The sequence below is a fragment of the Ideonella sp. genome (genome assembly GCF_044358605.1).
Lineage (GTDB): Bacteria > Pseudomonadota > Gammaproteobacteria > Burkholderiales > Burkholderiaceae_C > Ideonella.
Genome location: NZ_JBIKNQ010000028.1, coordinates 37,829 through 57,356 on the forward strand (window position 1 = coordinate 37,829; position 19,528 = coordinate 57,356).

Genomic DNA, 19,528 nt, shown 5'->3' on the forward strand with positions numbered 1-19,528 from the left:
CTTCAAGCCTTGGCGCGCAGGCCTTCTTGCCGCACCCTGTGGCTGAGCCACAGCGCGACCAAGGTCCAGGCCAGGGCGAGCACGCTCAGGCCCATGAAGGTCCCGCGCCCTGCCGCCATGTTGGCGGTCATGACCAGCCCACCACCCGCTGCGCCAAGGGCCTGACCCAGGTAAATGGCCGAAGTGTTCATGGCCAGCAGGGCTGGGGCCAACGCCGGTGCGGCGGTCGCCAAGCGGGCTTGTTGGGCCGAGGTGCAGGCAAAGCCTGCCAGTGCCCAGGGCACGACCACCAACAAGAGCACCGCCACCGAGCTGCCCAGCGGCCATAGCGCCATGGAAAGGCATTGCAGGGCTAGCAGCCAGCCCACGGCCCGGGCGGCGCCTAGTTTGTCGACGCGCTGGCTGAGCCACAGGTTGCCAATCAAGCCCAGGCTGCCAAAGCAGGCGAACACCAAGCTGATCTCTGAGGCCTCGGCGTTCAGTCCTTGGCGCAGATAGGGCGCAACATAGGCGAACAGCGTGAACTGGCCCGCACCGGCCAGCGCAGTGACGGCCACGATGCGCATCAGGCGCGGGTGCGAGAACACCTCGCGCCAAGCTTGCCGGTTCATGGGTGGGGGCCGAATGCCATCGGGCAAGGCTTGCCACACCCAGGCAGCCCCAAAAGCCGCCAGCACGGCCACCAAGCCGAAGGCATAGCGCCACCCCAAGGTCTCGCCAATGTAGGAGTGCAATGGCATGCCCACCACCGAAGCCACGGACCAGCCCAGGAACACAAATGTAATGGCACGCCCGCGCTGCTCTGGCGGTGCCAGCCAGCCCATGGCCGCGCCTGCTTGCGGTGTGAACACGGCGGCCGAGAGCACCGTGAGGGCGCGCAGGGGCATCAGTGCGGCGTAGTCCGGCATCAGGGCGCACAGTGCATGGCCTGCCGCGTACCAAGCCAGTGCCAGCGCCAGCAGCTTGCGGCGATCCCAGCGGGTGAGGGCTGCAGCGAGGATCGGTGCCCCGAGGCACATCATCACGGCGGCCACGGTGATCAACTGGCCGGCCGCTGCTACGCTGACCTGGAGCGACCGCGTCAGGTCGTTCAGCGAGCCCCCCACCACCATCACCCCACAGCCGATGGCAAAGTTGCCAAACAGCAGTGCCCAGCGCGCAGACGAGCCCACCGCTTGGGGCGAGCCCTGCGTCATCAGCGGTGAACCTTCAGCGCGTCCGGGTTGACGATGTTGCTGGGTGTGCCTGCGATGAAGTTCAGCACATTGTCAAAGGCGGTGCTGAAGTACTGCTCGTAGCCGGCTTGCTCGACATAGCCGATGTGCGGTGTGCACACCGCGTTTTCCAGGCGCAGCAAGGGGTGGCCTTGGAGGATGGGCTCGCTTTCGAAGACATCCACTGCGGCCATGCCGGGCCGGCCACGGTTGAGGGCTGCGACCAAGGCGGTTTCTTCCACCAGTTCGGCCCGTGAGGTGTTGACGAACAGAGACGTGGGCTTCATCTTGCCCAGGTCTTGCAGCGTGACGAGATGGCGGGTTTTGTCGGCCAAGCGCAGGTGAACGGTGAGCACATCGCTGCATTCAAACAGCTCATCGCGAGAATCAAACACAGCGTAGCCGTCTTGTCGTGCCCGCTGGCGGCTGTCCGCACTGGCCCAGACCTTGACCTCCATGCCAAAGGCTTTGCCATAGCCCGCCACGATGCTGCCAATCTTGCCGTAGCCCCAGACCCCGAGAGTTCTGCCCCGCAGTTGCATGCCCAAGCCGAAGTTGGGTGGCATAGAGGCTGCTTTCAGGCCAGATTGCTGCCAGGCGCCATGCTTCAGGTTGCCGATGTACTGCGGCAGGCGACGCATGGAGGCCATGATCAAAGCCCAAGTCAGCTCGGCGGGTGCATACGGTGAGCCACCGCCTTCGGCCACGGCGATCCCTAAGCGGGTGCAGGCCTCCACATCAATGTGGTTGCCCACGCGCCCGGTTTGGGAGATCAGCTTGAGCCGGGGCAGCTTTTCAAGAAGCTGGCGATTGAACGCCGTGCGCTCGCGGATGGTGACCAAAATTTCGGCGTCTTTGAGCCGCACCGACAACTGGCCCAAGCCCTTCACGGTGTTGGTGAACACCTTGGCATTGAGGTCATTGAGCCGCGCCGCGCAAGGCAGCTTGCGAACGGCGTCCTGATAGTCGTCGAGGATGATGATGTTCACAGTGGTGAATTGTGCACTGTGTCACAGCTTCATTCGACAGGAAGAATGCGACTTGACAGCCGCATCAAGCTCGATTTCAAGCTGCTGCCCGCAGCTCTGACGCTGCGTGCGGCCAATCTGCGAAGTTGTCCATCGGCGGAGGCATGGTCACGGGGCCGTCGAGCCCAAAGGCTTCAGGGAAAATGGTGTCGAGTCCGCGATAGAGCTGGGCGCGTAAGGCTCGGGTGTCTTGCTCATCCACGCGCAAGGCGGCAATCACAGGACCGCGCAGCACCCACAGGTCGATCGGGTCATTGGCCAAGCGCACTTGTCGGCGCAGCCATTCGCCTTTGCCGTCACCCAATGGCGCGACGGCGTCTATGAAAAGGCGCTTCATGGCCACAAAGGCCTGACGCGCCGCGAGTTGCGCCGCTCGGTCTTGCGGCAAGCCCCAGCCATGGTTGGCGGCGTTGTCATGCGAGGTGGTCATGTCCATGGGCGTCTCGTGTCGTGAAGGGGCGGCCGCCGGGCGTGCCGACGGGGAAGTGCTGGTTGACGGTGGCCATGCGGCGATCCGCCTCATGTTGGTTGAAGCGGCAAGCAATCAGGTGATAGAGCTCGGCGCGCAGATGCCAAAGCTCGCGCAAGGAGCGTGCATGCTTGGCGCGGTAGAGCAAGTCCTCAGCGTCCTCGCTGCGAAAGTCGTTTAGCGCGGTACAAAAGTCTTGGCGCGCCAGCTCGAGCCGGGGCGTCTCCATGGGCTCGCTCGAAGGGTCCTCGCGCAGCCAGTGCCAAAGGGCCAGCCAGACCGGCTCGGCTTGTCCCCACAGGGCAGGTGGCTTGACCTCTAGCCGCGAGGGCCGTGCGTCGCGAGGGCTGCGCTTGCGTAGCCACGCATCCCACCAACGGGGGGCGGGCTTGGCGCTTCTCTTGGGCGGCGGCGTGCTGAACATGGGCTCATTGTTGGCGCGCCTTTAATTCTGTAAGCCGTGAAAAGCGCACACCTGAGCCGCCAGTTTCCCGAAGGCCTCAGCGGGCCTGTGTCTTGGGCTCGAAATCACAGCAGGCCGACACCTTGCAAGCGGCGCACTGTGGGCTGCGCGCTTGGCAGACATAGCGGCCATGCAAGATCAGCCAATGGTGGGCGTCCACCAAGTAGGCCGCAGGGATGCGCGCCAGCAGGGCCTCTTCCACCTCGCGTGGGTTGCGGCCGGGGGCCAGTCCCGTGCGGTTGCCGACCCGAAAAATGTGGGTGTCCACCGCCATGGTCGCCTCGCCAAAGGCGACGTTCAGTACGACGTTGGCCGTTTTGCGGCCCACACCGGGCAGGGCCTCCAAGGCTTCGCGGCTGTGGGGCACTTGGCCGCCATGTTGAGTCACCAACAATCGGCTGGTCTCGACCAGATTTTTGGCCTTGGTACGAAACAGGCCGATGGTCTTGATGTGATGCTCGACCTCGGCCACACCCAGGTCCCACATTTTTTGGGGGGTGGGCGCCTTGGCAAACAGGCTTCGGGTGGCCTTGTTGACGCTGACGTCCGTCGCTTGGGCCGAGAGCAGCACAGCGGCCAGCAGTTCGAACACATTGGTGAACTGAAGCTCAGTCTCCGGCTGCGGGTTGGCGGCCTGCAAGGTGGAGAAAAAGGTTTCGATCTGCTGGGCGTTCATGAGGCGCCTTCTTCATCGGCTGCAGGGCCACGCTGCGCTCGGGCCCGGGCCAAGGCCGCTTCGATGATGGCCCGCTTGCGCTCAATCACCGACGGGTCGGTGTGCAGGGTTTGATTTTCCAGGTCGGTCAGCTTGTGGGCGGCCTTGGCAGCCAGGCGCTCGTCGTTCTCGCGCTTTTCGCGCTCGACCCGCATTTGGTGGAAGGCATAGCGCTGGCGGGCCTGCTCGGCCTGCTCGGGGCTCCAGGCGGCCCAGCCGGTGGCGTCGCCCGTCACGGGCTGCATGCTGATGCAGTCCACAGGGCAGGCCGGCACGCACAGCTCGCAGCCGGTGCAGTCTTTTTCCACCACGGTGTGCATGCGCTTGGAGGCCCCGACGATGCAATCCACCGGGCAGGCCTTGATACACAAGGTGCAACCGATGCACCAGTTCTCGTCGATCACGGCCACGGCCCGGGGCTTCTCCAGGCCATGCTCAGAGTTGAGCGGCAGCACAGGCTTTTGGCAGAGCGCAGCGAGGCGAATGATGCCTTCCGCACCGCCTGGCGGGCACTGGTTGATAGGCGCCTCGCCCTGTGCCATCGCCTGGGCGTAGCTGTGGCAGTCCGGGTAGCCACAGCGGGTGCACTGTGTTTGGGGGAGGGCGGCATCCAGCGCTTGTGCCAGTGCCTCGACAGAAAAAGAAAGGGCGGGGTTCACCCGCCCGATTATCCCTGCCGAGATGCCCTCGGCAGGTGAACCCTCACGGGTCTAGGGTCAGCCGCGCGTTTTGCGGGGCGCTGCCTTGCGGGCTGGTGCCGCGACCGTGGCTGCAGGTTCCGGCTGCGGCGTGGGCGCTGCTGCTTTGGCGGTGGGCTTTTGCTTGGGCTTGGCCGCTGGCGTGGCTGCCTTGGCGGCAGGCTTGCGGGCCGGCGCAGCCGCCTTCGCCTTGGGCGCAGGGCTCGGTGCGGGCGCTGCCACTGCTACGGCGGTAGCTTCCACCACCGGTGCGACAACGGGGGCGGGCTCTACAGCCTGTGGGTTGTTGGCTGCGATGAAGGCGCGCACTTCAGGGTAAACCTTCTCGCGCCAGCGGCGGCCCGAGAAAATGCCATAGTGGCCAGCGCCAACAACGTCATAGTGAAACTGGCGTTCGGCCGGAATGCCGGTGCACAGACCGTGCGCAGCCTTGGTTTGGCCGGCGCCCGAAATGTCGTCCAACTCGCCTTCAACGGTCAGCAAGGCGGAGGTTTTGATGTCTTGCGGGCGCACAAACGTGCCGTCGACTTCCCAGGTGCCATTGACCAAGGCGAAGTCTTGGAAGACGGCCTTGATAGTTTCCAGGTAGTACTCGGCAGGCATGTCCAGCACGGCGTTGTACTCGTCGTAGAACTCGCGGTGCGAGTCGGCACTGCCGTCGTCGCCGCGGATCAAGTCCAAGAAGTAATCGTAGTGCGAGCTCAGGTGGCGGTCGGGGTTCATGGCCACGAAGCCGGTGTGCTGCAAGAAGCCGGGGTACACGGCACGACCGGCGCCCGGGAAGTTGGGCGGCACGCGGTAGATGACGTTGTTCTCGAACCAGCTGTGGCTCTTGTTCATCGCCAAGTTATTGACCGCCGTAGGCGACTTACGGGCATCAATGGGGCCGCCCATCATGGTCATGGTGCGGGGGGTGAACTCGCCGTGGGTAGCCAGCAGCGAGATGGCGGCCAGCACCGGCACGGTGGGCTGGCAGACCGAGATCACATTGACTTCGGGGCCGATGTGGCGGATGAACTCCTGTACATAGCGGACGTAGTCATTGAGGTGGAAGGGCCCCACTTCAGTGGGCACCATGCGGGCGTCGGTCCAGTCGGTGATGTAGACCTTGTGGTCTTGCAGCAGGCTGCGCACGGTGTCGCGCAACAAGGTGGAGTGGTGGCCCGACAGCGGCGCCACCAACAGCACCTTGGGCTGGTTCTTCATGGTGGACAGGGCTTCCGTTTCGTCGGTGAAACGCTTGAAGCGGATCAGGCGGCAGAACGGCTTGTCAATGGCGACCTGTTCCTGAACGGCCACATCGGTGCCGTTGACCTTCACGGTTTTGATGCCGAACTCGGGCTTCTCGTAGTCCTTGGCCAAGCGGTGCATCAAATCCAGGCCCGCCGAGACGCGCTGCGCCATGGGGGTATGGGTGAAGGGAGACAGCGGGTGGCTGTAAAGCTTCGCCGAGGCGCTGGCGAATTCAGAGAACGGTGCCATCAGAGCACGTTGCGTCTCATAGAGCTGATACAGCATGAAGGGGCTCCTAAATTGGCTTGATGACGATCAAGTCCACACAGCAATGATGCCAAGGGGTGGCTGATGCCAGCCTGACAAGGCAGCGCTGCACGGGCTAAGCATTGAATTGTGCACTGCAACATGGTGGTTCGACATCAGTGCATTCCACAGCATCATGCACATTCAGCATGGACCTTAAAGCCTGAAATGAGGGGTAAGTGGCTGTCACAAAACAAAAAAGGCCCGTGAAGGGCCTTTCTTAGAGGGCAGTGCCTAAGCTGCTTCAAAGCACCTTGGCGATGGATTCTGTCACGTAGCGAATGTTCTTTTCATTCAAAGCAGCCACGCAGATGCGCCCGGAATCGACACCATAGACGCCAAACTCGTTGCGCAGACGCTCCATTTGAGGCTTGCTCAAGCCCGAATAGCTGAACATGCCGCGCTGGGTGGTGATGAAGCTCATGTCGGACGTCACACCCGCTGCTTTGAGCTGTTCCACCAAGGCGCCTCGCATGGCCTTGATGCGGTTGAGCATGCCAGCCAGCTCTTGCTCCCACTGGGCGCGCAGGGCGGGCGTGGTCAACACCGTGGCCACGACTTGGGCACCATGGGTCGGCGGGTTGGAGTAGTTGGTGCGGATGGCGATCTTCAACTGGCTCAGCACTCGAGCGGTTTCGTCCTTGGAGGAACACACCACGCTCAAGGCGCCGACGCGCTCGCCGTACAGCGAGAAGCTCTTGGAGAAGGAGGTCGAGACAAAGAAGTCGATGTCGGCAGCCACAAACTTGGCAATCACTGCGCCGTCTTCGGCAATGCCATCACCAAAGCCTTGGTAGGCCATGTCGAGGAAGGCCACCAAGTTGCGTGCCTTCACAGCCGCAATCACTTGCTCCCATTGAGCGGCGCTAATGTCGTAACCCGTCGGGTTGTGGCAGCAAGCGTGCAGCACCACCACGGTGCCTGCGGCGGCGCTGTTCAAGCAGGCCAGCATGGCGTCGAAGTTCACGCCGCGTTTGTTGGCGTCGTAGTAGGGATAGGTTTCCACCGTGAAGCCGGCGTTGGTGAACAAGGCACGGTGGTTTTCCCAGGAGGGGTCACTGATCAGCACCTTGGCGCTGGGGTTGACCTTTTTGAGGAAGTCGGCGCCGACCTTCAGGCCGCCGGTGCCGCCCAAAGCCTGGACGGTGGCCACACGGCCTGCGGCCAGCAGCGGGCTGGCCTCTCCAAAGACCAAGCCTTGTACGGCCTTGTCGTAGGCGGCAATGCCGTCGATGGGCAAATAACCACGGGCACGTGCGGCTTCGATCAGTTGCTGTTCAGCGGCCTTAACGCAAGCCAGCAGTGGCAACTTGCCGTTTTCGTCGGTATACACGCCCACGCCCAGGTTGACCTTGGCAGGGTTGGTGTCGGCATTGAATTGTTCGTTGAGCCCAAGAATAGGGTCACGAGGGGCCATTTCGACGGCGGCGAAGAGCGACATGGGAGGGTCCTGTGTATCAGGGGGACTGCAAAGAGGGCACGCAGGCACCGCTGAGATGCGCTACGCTGTCAGGTTCGCTTGGCCCCAGCCGGGTCAAGCCGCGCGATTTTACGCAGAGTTTCAGGGAATACCCGATGTCAGATGCCGTGGCCGCCGTGCCCGATGTGGAATACCCCGCAGGCGAGTTTGTGAGCTTTCCCGATTCGCCTTTTGAGCTGTTTTGCGCCTATCAACCTGCAGGCGACCAACCGGCGGCGATTGCTGGCTTGGTGGAGGGCTTGAACGACGGCTTGGCCTTTCAAACCTTGCTGGGTGTGACGGGCTCGGGCAAGACCTTCACCATGGCCAATGTGATTGCCCGCATGGGGCGCCCGGCCATCATCTTTGCGCACAACAAGACTTTGGCCGCGCAGTTGTATGCCGAGTTCCGCGAGTTCTTTCCCAAGAATGCAGTGGAGTATTTCGTCAGCTACTACGACTACTACCAGCCCGAGGCCTATGTGCCGCAGCGCGACTTGTTCATTGAAAAAGACTCGGCCATCAATGAGCACATCGAGCAGATGCGGCTTTCCGCCACCAAGAGCGTGCTGGAGCGGCGCGACACGATTGTGGTGGCGTCCGTCAGCGCCATCTACGGCATTGGCAAGCCGGAGGACTACACGCAGATGCGCTTCATCTTGCGGGTGGGCGACAAGATCGGCCAGCGCGACGTGATTGCACAGCTCACGCGCATGCAATACACCCGCAACGACATTGATTTTTCGCGCGGCTCCTTCCGCGTGCGGGGAGACACCATCGACGTGTTTCCGGCGGAACATTCTGAGTTGGCAGTGCGCATCGAACTCTTTGATGACGATGTCGAGACCTTATCGCTGCTGGACCCGCTCACGGGGCAGGTGCGGCAGAAGGTGCCGCGCTTCACCATCTACCCGGCCAGCCATTACGTCACGCCACGCGAGCGGGTGTTGGCGGCCCTTGAAGGCATCAAGACGGAGTTGCGCGAGCGGGTGGACTTCTATGTGAAGGAAGGCAAGCTGGTCGAAGCCCAGCGCATTGAGCAGCGCACCCGGTTTGACATTGAGATGCTGCAAGAAGTGGGGCACTGCAAGGGCATTGAAAACTACACCAGGCACCTCTCCGGTGCTACGCCCGGCGACCCGCCCCCGACCATGGTGGACTACATGCCCGCCGATGCGCTGATGTTCATCGACGAGAGCCACGTGACCATTGGCCAGTTTGGTGGCATGTACAACGGCGACCGCGCGCGCAAATCCACGCTGGTGGACTACGGCTTTCGGCTGCCCAGCGCCATGGACAACCGCCCGCTGAAGTTTGAAGAGTTTGAGCGGCGCATGCGGCAGTGCATTTTTGTCTCAGCCACGCCAGCGGACTACGAAAAGACCCATGCCGGGCAGGTGGTTGAGCAGGTGGTGCGGCCGACTGGGCTGCTGGACCCGGTGGTTGAGGTGCGGCCCGCGACCCACCAGGTGGATGACGTGCTGCAAGAGATTCGCCACGGCGTGGAGGCGGGCGAGCGCGTGCTCATCACCACCCTCACCAAGAGAATGTCCGAGCAGCTCACCGACTATCTGACAGAGAACGGCGTCAAGGTGCGCTACCTGCACTCAGACATCGACACCGTGGAGCGGGTGGAGATCATCCGCGACCTGCGCTTGGGACACTTTGATGTGTTGGTGGGCATCAACTTGCTGAGAGAAGGCCTGGACATCCCGGAAGTGGCGCTGGTGGCCATCTTGGATGCTGACAAAGAAGGTTTTTTGCGGGCGGAGCGAAGTCTCATTCAGACCATTGGCCGAGCGGCGCGCAACGTGAACGGGCGCGCCATTCTGTATGCCGACCGCATCACCGAGTCTATGCGCAAGGCGATGTCTGAGACCGAGCGGCGTCGTGCCAAACAGATTGCTCACAACGCGGAGCTGGGGATCGTGCCGCAGGGCATCCGTAAGCGCGTGATCGAGATGATCGACGGCGTGGTGGCGGAGAAGTCTGGCCAGGATGACCTTAGACTGGCGCAGCAGGCCGCTGATATCGAGATCTTGAGCGAGAAGGATCTCAGCAAGCGTATCAAGACCTTGGAAAAGCAAATGCTGGAGTGCGCGCGGGCCTTGGAGTTCGAAAAGGCCGCCCGCATTCGCGACCAATTGGCGCAGTTGCGCGAGCAGGCTTTTGGGGCGGGCGGCGGCCACGACGCCCAGGTGATCCCGCTGTCCGAGGTCCAAAAAAGACAAGCCGGACGGTGAATTTCAAATCGCACGGAACTTTTAAGCCAGATACACGACTAAAAGACTCGGCTTCCCCTATAATCGACCAAATCAGTCGGGATAACTCAAGGGTTTTTCCGGATGATGTCGGCCTACCGGCTGACAGATCGGTGTGATGAAGCCCACCACCGTGGATCTGGCGTCAGGTGCCAGTGGGGCACCGGCCAGCATCGTGCTGACCTTAGACAGGAGAGTTTCATGCGTTTGACGACCAAAGGCCGCTTCGCGGTCACGGCCATGATTGACTTGGCTTTGCGCTCCAACAATGGGCCTGTGGCCTTGGCGGCTATCAGCCAGCGCCAGCAAATCTCGCTGTCCTATCTCGAGCAATTGTTCGGCAAGCTGCGCCGCCATGAATTGGTGGAGAGCACCCGCGGCCCTGGCGGCGGCTACTCTTTGGGCCGCAAGGCTGACGAAATCAGCGTGGCCGACATCATTGTGGCTGTGGACGAGCCCATCGACGCCACCGGTTGCGGCGGTAAAGAAAACTGCATGGGTGACGATGCGGGCCGCTGCATGACCCATGAATTGTGGTCCAACCTGAATGCCAAGATGATCGAGTATCTCGATTCCATCACCCTGCGCAAGCTGGTGGACGACCAACTCGCTAAAGGCGTGTCGATTGAAGAGACACCGCTGAAGCGAGCGATTTCCTCGGCGCCCGTGGTTAAGCCTATCAAGATCACGGCGCCCAACTCGGTGTTTGCCTTAGGCAACGCATTTTCTAAGTAACTCCTTTTTGCCTGGCTCGGCCCTTTGAGTGCCCGCTGTGGCGAGCTTTGCTATGGACATGACCCCGCATTTCCCCATCTACATGGATTACGGTGCCACCACGCCGGTGGACCCTCGCGTTGTTGACGTGATGGTGCCGTGGTTGCGCGAGCACTTTGGCAACCCTGCGTCGCGCAGCCACGCCTGGGGTTGGGAGGCCGAAGAGGCGGTTGAGAAAGCACGCCAGCAGGTGGCGGACTTGATCGGTGCGGACCCGCGCGAGATTGTGTGGACTTCTGGCGCGACCGAGTCCAACAACCTGGCTATCAAAGGGGCGGCGCATTTCTATGCCAGCAAGGGAAAGCACCTGATCACGGTGAAGACCGAGCACAAGGCTGTGCTCGACACCATGCGTGAACTGGAGCGCCAAGGCTTTGAAGTCACCTATCTGGACGTTCAAGCCGATGGCTTGCTGGACTTTGAGGTCTTCAAAGCCGCGATTCGCCCAGACACCATCTTGGCCTCGGTCATGTTCGTCAACAACGAGATTGGCGTCATTCAAGACGTGGTCGCCTTGGGGCAGTTGTGTCGCGAGCGAGGGGTGATCTTCCATGTCGACGCTGCTCAAGCCACCGGCAAGGTGGAGATCGACATGAAGTCCTTGCCCATCGACTTAATGAGCTTGGCCTCACACAAGACTTATGGTCCTAAGGGCATTGGCGCGCTCTATGTACGCCGCAAACCGCGGGTGCGCCTGGAGGCGCAGATGCATGGCGGCGGGCACGAGCGCGGTCTGCGCTCCGGCACCTTGCCCACCCACCAGTGCATTGGCATGGGCGAAGCCTTCCGCATCGCCAAAGAAGAAATGGCGACCGAGCATGCGCGCATCAAGGCCTTGCACGGGCGTTTGGTCAAAGGCCTGTCGGAGATCGAGCAGACCTTTATCAATGGCGATATGACCCGCCGCGTGCCGCACAACCTGAACATCTCCTTCAACTACGTGGAAGGCGAGTCGCTCATCATGGGCGTCAAGGGTTTGGCGGTGTCGTCGGGCTCGGCCTGCACCTCGGCCAGCTTGGAGCCCAGCTATGTGCTGCGGGCCCTGGGTCGGAGTGATGAACTCGCGCACTCCTCGCTGCGGATGACGATTGGCCGTTTCACGACGGAAGAGGAGATTGACTACGCCATTGCCACGCTCAAAGAGCGAGTGGCCAAGCTGCGTGAGCTGTCTCCGCTGTGGGATATGTACAAGGATGGGATCGATCTCTCGACCATCCAGTGGGCAGCACATTGAATTTGGAGAACACACATGGCATACAGCGACAAGGTGATTGATCACTACGAAAACCCCCGCAATGTGGGCGCTTTCGAAAAGGGCGACGACGATGTGGGCACCGGCATGGTAGGCGCACCGGCCTGTGGCGACGTGATGAAGCTGCAGATCAAGGTCAACCCGACCACCGGCTTGATCGAAGACGCGCGTTTCAAGACCTATGGCTGCGGTTCGGCCATTGCCTCCAGCTCTTTGGTCACGGAATGGGTTAAAGGCAAGTCCTTGGATCAGGCCATGGAGATCAAGAACACGCAGATTGCTGAAGAGTTGGCTCTGCCGCCGGTCAAGATCCATTGCTCGATCTTGGCGGAAGACGCCATCAAGGCGGCGGTGGACGACTACAAGTCACGCCACAACACTCAAGCGAGCTGATCGTCATGGCTGTCACCCTGACTGAAGCAGCGGCACGGCATGTGACGCGCTACTTGGCCCGCCGTGGCAAGGGCGTGGGTGTGCGCTTGGGCGTCAAGACCACCGGCTGCTCCGGTCTGGCCTACAAGCTGGAGTACGCCGACGATGTGACGCCGGACGACGTGATCTTTGAAGACCACGGTGTGAAGGTCTTGATCGACCCCAAAAGCCTGCCCTATTTGGATGGCACCGAGCTGGACTTTGTGCGGGAGGGCTTGAATGAAGGTTTCAAGTTCTTTAACCCGCGAGAGAAAGACCGTTGCGGTTGCGGTGAATCTTTCCGGGTATGAGCCTGTGGCTTGAACAGCCGCACGCGATGGTGTGCGGGCTGGCGAAGGCCTTGTGCGTATGAACCTCCAAGACGACGACTTCACACTGCTGGGCCTGCCCCAGCAGTTTTCGCTTGATAGGGCGCTGCTCGACCAGCAATGGCGAGCCCTGCAGGCCCAGGTGCACCCTGACCGCTTTGCCAGCCAGGGAACGGCGGCGCAGCGGGTGGCCATGCAATGGGCGGTGCGCGTGAATGAAGCGTATCAACGCCTGCGTGACCCGCAAAGTCGTGCGCAGTACCTGTGCGAACTGCGCGGCGCTGCGGTGAACGCCGAGAGCAACACCGCCATGCCGGGCGCCTTCCTGATGCAGCAGATGGCTTGGCGCGAGGCCCTCGATGATGCGAGCACGCAAGCCGAGGTTGAGGCACTGGACGACATCGTCACCCAGGCTGAACGCGCTGTGCTGGCTGATGTGGCCCGGCTGTTGGACGAGGTAGGTGACGCCCAGGCCGCCGCCCAGCAGGTGCGAGCCCTGATGTTTGTGAACCGCTTCCGTGCCGACCTGGGTCGTCGGCTGGAAGCCTTTGAAGTTTGATGCCTTATGGCTTTGTTGCAGATTTCTGAACCAGGCCAAGCGCCGGACCCTCACCAGCGCCGCATTGCGGTGGGCATCGACTTGGGCACCACCAACTCTCTGGTCGCCTCGCTGCGCCACGGTGTGGCCGAGTGCCTGCCGGATGGGGAAGGGCGCTTGATGCTGCCTTCCGTCGTCCGCTATCTGGAAGGACAGGGCCGCCACATCGGGTGGCAAGCTGCCGCTGCGCAAGCCGAAGACCCTGAAAACACCATCGTGTCGGTGAAGCGCTTCATGGGTCGTCGTGTGGCAGACGTGGCGCACCGCGACAAGTTGCCCTACGCCTTTGTCGACCAGCCAGGCATGTTGGCCCTGCATACTCGCCAAGGCTTGAAGACGCCGGTGGAGGTGTCCGCAGAGATCCTGGCGACGCTGCGCTTTCGCGCGGAGGACACTTTCAACGACGACATCTATGGCGCGGTGATCACCGTGCCGGCCTATTTTGACGATGCTCAGCGCCAAGCCACCAAAGACGCTGCGCAACTTGCAGGCTTGAATGTGCTGCGCCTGATCAACGAGCCCACTGCTGCTGCGGTGGCTTACGGCTTGGACAATGGCAGCGAAGGCCTCTACGCGGTCTATGACCTGGGCGGCGGCACATTTGACATCTCCTTGCTGCGTCTCTCTAAGGGTGTATTTGAGGTGGTAGCCACGGGCGGCGATGCATCCTTGGGTGGTGATGATTTTGACCATGCCTTAGCCGACTGGGCTGTGGCCAGCGCAGGCCTCAGCATTCACTCGCCGCAAGATCAGCGCACGCTGTTGGTGGCAGCGAGGGCCGCTAAGGAGGCCTTGAGTCTCGGGCAACCCGTCACACTGACAGCGGTACTCTCCTCGGGCGCTGTCTCCCTGCCCCTGAGCCAAGAGGTCTTTGATAGCCTGACCAAACCCCTTGTGGATCGCACTTTGGCGGCGGTTCGCAAGGTGCTGCGCGATGCCAAGGTTCAACGCGACGAGGTTCAGGGTGTGGTCATGGTCGGCGGCTCAACCCGGCTTACTGCCGTACAGGCTGCGGTGGGGCAGTTCTTTGGCAGACCGCCCTTGACCAATGTAAATCCCGATGAGGTGGTGGCCATTGGCGCAGCCATTCAAGCCAACGCCTTGGCCGGCAACGCCACAAACGGCGAACTGCTGCTGCTGGATGTGATCCCGCTGTCCTTGGGGCTGGAGACCATGGGCGGTTTGGTGGAGCGCGTGATCGAGCGCAACACCACCATCCCGGTCGCGAAGGCGCAAGACTTCACCACCTTCAAAGATGGCCAAACCGCGATGGCCGTGCATGTGGTGCAGGGTGAGCGAGAGCTGATCAGCGATTGCCGTTCCTTGGCTCGCTTTGAGCTGCGCGGCATTCCACCCATGGTGGCCGGGGCGGCCCGCATTCGGGTGACTTTCCAAGTGGATGCGGACGGCTTGCTGAGTGTCAGCGCCAAAGAACTGACTTCGGGTGTGGAGGCGGCTGTGCAGGTCAAGCCCAGCTATGGCTTGGCAGATGATGACATTGCCCGCATGCTCAAAGAGGGCTTCAGCAGCGCCGAAGGCGACATGCAAGCCCGGGCGCTGCGAGAGGCCGCGGTAGAGGCGGATCGAATGACCTTGGCGACTCGCGCCGCGCTGGCGGCCGATGGTGACTTGCTGGAAGAGCAAGAGCGCCAGTCCATCGAGGCGCTGCTGCAGGCCTTGAGCCGCACTGCGGCTGAAGCCCAAGGCTTAGACGGCGCCCAAATGATTAACGATGCGGTGGAAGCGCTGGCCATAGGCACGGAAGCCTTTGCCGCAGCCCGCATGAACCGTGGCATCCAAGCAGCGCTGACCGGGCGCCGTTTGGACGCCCTCTGAAAAGGTTGATCCCATGCCTGTCATCAGGATATTGCCCCACGCTGATTTATGCCCTCAAGGCGACGAGATTGAAGCACCTGCTGGAACCTCTATCTGCGAGGCCTTGGTCGAGAACGGCATTGCCCTTGAGCATGCCTGCGAGATGAGCTGCGCCTGCACCACTTGCCATGTGGTGGTCAAAGAGGGTTTGAACTCTCTGGGCGAGATCGATGAGATTGAGGAAGATCTGCTCGACAAGGCCTGGGGCTTGACGCCCACCTCACGGCTCGCGTGTCAAGCCATCTTGAGCTCTGCTGATGTGTTGATCGAGATTCCTAAGTACACGATCAACCACGCCCGAGAGCGCCACTGAGCGAAGGGCTGTGCGCGTTCAGGCGCGCACCACCCGCCACCATTGGCGCAAGCGCGCGAGCGTGGGGCGGGGCCAGCGGGTTTCGGTGCGGTGGCAGGGCCGCGCGTCGAGCAGGTGCTTGTCTTTGAGAAAACTAAGCAAGGCGCGCACTTCATGACGCGACAGGCCACTGCCGCGCACGAGCTCTGCCTCGGTGATGTGGCGCTGCGAGAGGTCACTCAGCATGCGCCTGTAGCCGATCTGCCGGAATGCCGCAGGCAAATCTGGCCAAGCGGTCAACTTAAACTCATTCATGGTCCCAACGATCCCTAGGTATTTCTGTGACTGCGCGAGGTTCTGTTGCTGACCTCGTCGTGCAGAGCATATCCTCTGAACGGCTCAATAGCGCTTGGGGAAGTCCTGCTTGATCGTGACCATTTGTTCCAAAGCATAGGCGCAGCGGTAGCCGTGAGTGCCGCATGGAGGCTGCATGATTGTTCTGGGAATTGAGTCCTCTTGTGATGAGACAGGTGTGGCCGTAGTGGCCCAGCAAGCCGATGGCTTGCCACGCTTGTTGGGCGACGCCCTCTATAGCCAGGTCAAGATGCACGAAGCCTATGGCGGCGTGGTGCCGGAGCTGGCCTCGCGCGACCACATTCGTCGCGTCATTCCGCTGGCCCGACAGGCGCTGACGCAGGCGCAGATCGCCCTATCGGAGGTGGATGTTGTGGCCTTCACCCGCGGGCCGGGCTTGGCGGGCGCTTTGCTGGTGGGCGCTGGCGCAGCCTGTGCATTGGCGGCTGCCTTGGGCAAACCGACGATCGGGATTCATCACTTGGAGGGGCATCTGCTGTCACCGTTTTTGTCGGCAGATCCACCTCGCTTTCCATTTGTAGCCTTGTTGGTGTCCGGTGGCCACACGCAACTTATGCGGGTCGATGGGGTAGGGCAGTACAGCCTGTTGGGCGAGACCATCGATGATGCGGCGGGCGAGGCCTTTGACAAGTCGGCCAAACTGCTCGGTTTGGGCTACCCTGGGGGGCCAGCGCTGGCACGCTTGGCCACCCAAGGCGACCCGGCTGCGTTTGAGCTGCCCAGACCCTTGTTGCATCAGCGGAATGCAGACTTTTCGTTCGCAGGCTTGAAAACGGCGGTCATGACCACCCTCAAGCGCTTGGGAGATGATCCGACGCTGCAACAGCGTGCCGACTTGGCCGCTAGCACTCAAGCTGCGATTGTTGAAGTATTGGTGACCAAGGCCGTTCGGGCCGTGAAGGCGGCGGGCTTGACCCGGCTGGTGGTGGCAGGTGGTGTGGGCGCCAATTCGGAGCTTCGACTCCAGTTGAATGCAGCGGCCCAGAAGCGCGGCTGGCAGGTGCACTATCCAGAGCTCGCCTTGTGCACGGACAACGGTGCCATGATTGCCATGGCGGCGGCCATGCGCTTGGATGCGGGCCTTGCCACCTTGAAGTCCGACTATGGCTTTGATGTCAAGCCCCGCTGGCCGCTGAGTGATGTGCTCATGGCCACGACCTGAGCGTTGTGGGGGCATGCGCACAGAGCGGCGCTGCGCACTTCTAGAATACTCGCCAAGGGTGCCGCTGCGGAGTCAGCGGCATTTTGTTTTGAGGCTAGCTAGTTTTGACATGAACCGTACTTCAGTTTCTCGACGCTCTTGTTTGGCCGCTGCAGCCGCAGGCTTGGCTTTGCCGAGTTGGGCGACCGCCAGCACTGACCCTATCCGCCTCGCTTTGATCGAGGGGCTCTCTGGCCCGTTCGCCAACGCTGGTGAGGCTGTTTGGCGCAACCTGCTGTGGGCGACCGAGCGTGTCAATGCCCGTGGTGGCGTGCGCTTGCCCGGCGGCAACAGGCCGCTGAACTTGGTCCGGTTTGACAGCAAAGGCAACACCGACGAAGCCTTGGCGCAACTCAAAGGCGCCACCGATCAGCGCATCTCCGTCATCTTGCAGGGCAATAGCTCGGCCATTGCCGGGGCCTTGATTGACGCGCTGAACAAGCACAACGAGCGGGAGCCCAGTCGCAGGGCTTTGTTTCTAAACTACTCGGCCGTGGAGCCTGCGCTCACCAATGAGCGCTGCAGCTTTTGGCACTTCCGCTTTGACGCCCATGCCGATATGCGATTGGCAGCGCTGACCGAGGTAATGAAGAGCGACACCCGCACGCAGAAGGTCTACCTGATCGGCCAGGACTACAGTTTTGGTCAGCATGTGGTGAAGCAGGCGCGCGCCATGTTGGCGGCGAAGCGTCCGGACATCGAGATCGTCGGGGAAGAGTTGCACCCCATGGGCCGGGTGAAGGACTTTCTGCCCTATGCCAACAAGATTCGCGCCAGTGGCGCGCAAGCCGTGGTCACGGGCAACTGGGGCAATGACCTGACCCTGTTGGTCAAGGCGGTGCGAGACCTGGGCTTGCAGGTGAAGTTCTACACCTTCTATGGCAATGCGCTGGGTGTGCCTGCCGCCATTGGTGAAGCCGGCGTGGGCTCGGTCATGGCGGTGGCGGAGTGGCACCCCAATGCTGGCGGTAAAGCATCAGATAACTTTGTGAAGCAGTTCCGACAGCGCTTCCCCGACCCCAAGGACGACTATTTGCATGCTCGCTTGCAGTCTGCGGTGGAAATGGTCGTGGCGGCGATGGAGAAGGCGCGAAGCACAAAGGCTGGAGCGGTGGCTCGAGCGCTAGAGGGCATGAGCTACGACGGACGCGCCTTGGGTGGCATTCATTCGGGTGTGATGCGCATGCAAGACCACCAGTTGCAGCAACCGCTTTATGTCAGCGTGATGGACAAAGCGGGCAAAGAAGGTGTGGCCTTTGATGTGGAAGGGTCAGGCTTCGGGTTTCGCAGCGTGCGCCGCTTTGAAGCTGCCGAGCTGAGCATGCCCAGCACCTGCCGCATGGTGCGGCCTGCAGCCTGACGAAAAAAAGCCGCCCGACTGATGTGGGGCGGCTTGCTCAGGCCGAAAACCTGAGAGGGATCAGCGGCTGCTCAGGCGCAGTGCGGGTGTGCGGTACTGTTGATGCATCTGGTCCATGCGAGTGACCTGACCGGCTGTGAACTGGTTCATGCAGCTGTCGTCGGTGTAGTCCATGAAGTTGGTGATGGGGTCCAGGCCAGCACCGGTGCAGGTGTCACGACCGACTGGGCAGCCGTAGGCTGCCGACTTCTCTGCCGCAGTGTCAGTCACCGAGTCGCCAGGCGTGGCGCACCCACCTTGGAAGGTGTGATACAGACCCAACCAATGACCCACTTCGTGGGTGCCAGTATCACCTTCGTTATAGGGGGCTGCAGTGCCGCCGGGAACGCTGGAGAACTTCAGCACCACGCCATCGTCGACTGGCGCACCGGCGTAGCTGCTGGGGAATGTGGCCCAGCCCAACAGACCCAAACCTGGGTTTGCAGAGTACAGGTTCAGGGTTTCAGGACCGCCCTTGCGAAGGGCTGCCTTGGCGGCCTTCTCTGCCTTGCTGCCAGGCGACATCTTGAACCAAGCCTTGTTAGTGGTGCGATCCACACCGGCCAGTTGGAAGACGAATGGCGTGCTGGAATAGGCCGCATTCAGTACGGCGATCTGGTCGTCGATCTGCGACTGAGGAATGTCGCCCTTTGCCAAACCCGTGCCACTGCGAATGACATGGAACCACACCGGGATGGTGACGCTGCCGATGGCACGCTGTACTTCGGCACCGCGTGCCATGCGCATATTGCGGAAAGCGCTGAGACGCTCGTCAATCGCGGCACGCTCGGCCGGCTCGGGGGCCACGGTGTGGCAGCGGTGACTTAGAACATCATCTTTGGCCGCGAAAGCGGTGGAGGCTGAGGCCAGGGCGGCGACAGCCACCATCACCGTGCAGAGCTTGCTGGAAAACTGATTCATGGGTCGAACTCAAAATGTGAGGTTTATCGGTGCCGACCACCCGCAGGGTGATTGACGCACTTTCAGCACGAAAGACTTTAGTGCGGTATGTCTGCCAAAGGGGCCGGGAAACTACCGCCACACCCACACCCTAGCAGGCTGCTGAAATACCGACCGGTTGTGATGGTCGAGCGAGGCGCAGCGAGGACAATGTGAGCATCTCGATCTGAGAGAGACCTATGCGCGGCGCCGACACCTTCACCGAGAGCCTGTTCA

The 19,528-nt window shown here is 61.7% G+C and carries 20 protein-coding genes; 10 read left to right on the forward strand and 10 right to left on the reverse strand.

Features of this window, described 5'->3' with window-relative positions; all coding sequences use genetic code 11:
* Positions 1–2: 2 nt before the first annotated feature.
* The 8 genes from ACIQ3Q_RS11565 to ACIQ3Q_RS11600 form a co-directional block, all read right to left on the reverse strand.
* Complete coding sequence (locus ACIQ3Q_RS11565) at positions 3–1,196, reverse strand: MFS transporter (protein WP_396269228.1); 1,194 nt, start codon at positions 1,194–1,196, stop codon at positions 3–5.
* On the reverse strand, positions 1,196–2,203 hold the full coding sequence (locus tag ACIQ3Q_RS11570) for a D-2-hydroxyacid dehydrogenase family protein (protein WP_396269229.1): 1,008 nt from the start codon (positions 2,201–2,203) through the stop codon (positions 1,196–1,198). Before ACIQ3Q_RS11570 ends, ACIQ3Q_RS11565 begins: the two co-directional genes overlap by 1 nt.
* A gap of 76 nt (positions 2,204–2,279) precedes the next feature.
* Positions 2,280–2,678 (reverse strand): hypothetical protein, encoded by a 399-nt coding sequence (locus ACIQ3Q_RS11575; RefSeq protein WP_396269230.1) that lies wholly within the window; start codon positions 2,676–2,678, stop codon positions 2,280–2,282.
* Positions 2,656–3,135 carry a hypothetical protein gene (locus ACIQ3Q_RS11580; RefSeq protein WP_396269231.1) on the reverse strand — a complete coding sequence of 160 codons (480 nt, stop codon included), beginning with the start codon at positions 3,133–3,135 and terminating at the stop codon, positions 2,656–2,658. The genes ACIQ3Q_RS11575 and ACIQ3Q_RS11580 overlap by 23 nt, the downstream gene beginning before the upstream one ends.
* A 76-nt stretch (positions 3,136–3,211) precedes the next feature.
* Positions 3,212–3,850: an endonuclease III gene (gene nth / locus ACIQ3Q_RS11585; RefSeq protein WP_396269232.1), complete on the reverse strand. Its 639-nt coding sequence runs from the start codon at positions 3,848–3,850 to the stop codon at positions 3,212–3,214.
* Positions 3,847–4,548 (reverse strand): electron transport complex subunit RsxB, encoded by a 702-nt coding sequence (gene rsxB / locus ACIQ3Q_RS11590; RefSeq protein WP_396269233.1) that lies wholly within the window; start codon positions 4,546–4,548, stop codon positions 3,847–3,849. The genes nth and rsxB overlap by 4 nt, the downstream gene beginning before the upstream one ends.
* A 57-nt stretch (positions 4,549–4,605) precedes the next feature.
* Positions 4,606–6,105, reverse strand: coding sequence for a polyhydroxyalkanoate depolymerase (locus ACIQ3Q_RS11595; RefSeq protein WP_396269234.1), 1,500 nt, complete (start codon positions 6,103–6,105; stop codon positions 4,606–4,608).
* 265 nt (positions 6,106–6,370) lie between these two features.
* Entirely contained in the window at positions 6,371–7,567 is a 1,197-nt protein-coding gene (locus ACIQ3Q_RS11600; protein WP_396269235.1) for an amino acid aminotransferase, read from the reverse strand.
* 134 nt (positions 7,568–7,701) lie between these two features.
* Between ACIQ3Q_RS11600 and uvrB the strand changes: the two genes are divergently transcribed.
* The 8 genes from uvrB (at position 7,702) to fdx (ending at position 15,398) form a co-directional block, all read left to right on the forward strand.
* Positions 7,702–9,828: an excinuclease ABC subunit UvrB gene (uvrB, locus tag ACIQ3Q_RS11605; protein WP_396269236.1), complete on the forward strand. Its 2,127-nt coding sequence runs from the start codon at positions 7,702–7,704 to the stop codon at positions 9,826–9,828.
* A gap of 219 nt (positions 9,829–10,047) precedes the next feature.
* Positions 10,048–10,581, forward strand: a complete 534-nt coding sequence (iscR, locus tag ACIQ3Q_RS11610) for a Fe-S cluster assembly transcriptional regulator IscR (RefSeq protein WP_396269237.1) — start codon at positions 10,048–10,050, stop codon at positions 10,579–10,581.
* A gap of 52 nt (positions 10,582–10,633) precedes the next feature.
* Entirely contained in the window at positions 10,634–11,854 is a 1,221-nt protein-coding gene (locus tag ACIQ3Q_RS11615) for an IscS subfamily cysteine desulfurase (protein ID WP_396269251.1), read from the forward strand.
* Between the two features lie 15 nt (positions 11,855–11,869).
* Entirely contained in the window at positions 11,870–12,265 is a 396-nt protein-coding gene (gene iscU / locus ACIQ3Q_RS11620; protein WP_396269238.1) for a Fe-S cluster assembly scaffold IscU, read from the forward strand.
* Between the two features lie 5 nt (positions 12,266–12,270).
* Positions 12,271–12,594, forward strand: a complete 324-nt coding sequence (gene iscA, locus ACIQ3Q_RS11625) for an iron-sulfur cluster assembly protein IscA (protein ID WP_396269239.1) — start codon at positions 12,271–12,273, stop codon at positions 12,592–12,594.
* A 58-nt stretch (positions 12,595–12,652) separates the two neighbouring features.
* On the forward strand, positions 12,653–13,171 hold the full coding sequence (hscB, locus tag ACIQ3Q_RS11630) for a Fe-S protein assembly co-chaperone HscB (protein ID WP_396269240.1): 519 nt from the start codon (positions 12,653–12,655) through the stop codon (positions 13,169–13,171).
* A gap of 6 nt (positions 13,172–13,177) precedes the next feature.
* On the forward strand, positions 13,178–15,046 hold the full coding sequence (gene hscA / locus ACIQ3Q_RS11635; RefSeq protein WP_396269241.1) for a Fe-S protein assembly chaperone HscA: 1,869 nt from the start codon (positions 13,178–13,180) through the stop codon (positions 15,044–15,046).
* A 13-nt stretch (positions 15,047–15,059) separates the two neighbouring features.
* Positions 15,060–15,398, forward strand: coding sequence for an ISC system 2Fe-2S type ferredoxin (gene fdx, locus ACIQ3Q_RS11640; protein WP_396269242.1), 339 nt, complete (start codon positions 15,060–15,062; stop codon positions 15,396–15,398).
* 18 nt (positions 15,399–15,416) lie between these two features.
* Here the strand turns inward: fdx and ACIQ3Q_RS11645 are convergent, their stop codons facing one another.
* Entirely contained in the window at positions 15,417–15,692 is a 276-nt protein-coding gene (locus ACIQ3Q_RS11645) for a hypothetical protein (RefSeq protein WP_396269243.1), read from the reverse strand.
* Between the two features lie 175 nt (positions 15,693–15,867).
* On the opposite strand from ACIQ3Q_RS11645, the gene tsaD reads away from it, so the two are divergent.
* Positions 15,868–16,914, forward strand: coding sequence for a tRNA (adenosine(37)-N6)-threonylcarbamoyltransferase complex transferase subunit TsaD (tsaD, locus tag ACIQ3Q_RS11650; RefSeq protein WP_396269244.1), 1,047 nt, complete (start codon positions 15,868–15,870; stop codon positions 16,912–16,914).
* A 109-nt stretch (positions 16,915–17,023) separates the two neighbouring features.
* Positions 17,024–18,313, forward strand: coding sequence for a branched-chain amino acid ABC transporter substrate-binding protein (locus ACIQ3Q_RS11655; protein WP_396269245.1), 1,290 nt, complete (start codon positions 17,024–17,026; stop codon positions 18,311–18,313).
* Between the two features lie 60 nt (positions 18,314–18,373).
* On the opposite strand, the gene ACIQ3Q_RS11660 is transcribed toward ACIQ3Q_RS11655, so the two are convergent.
* Positions 18,374–19,273 carry a zinc metalloprotease gene (locus ACIQ3Q_RS11660; RefSeq protein ID WP_396269246.1) on the reverse strand — a complete coding sequence of 300 codons (900 nt, stop codon included), beginning with the start codon at positions 19,271–19,273 and terminating at the stop codon, positions 18,374–18,376.
* Between the last annotated feature and the right edge of the window lie 255 nt (positions 19,274–19,528).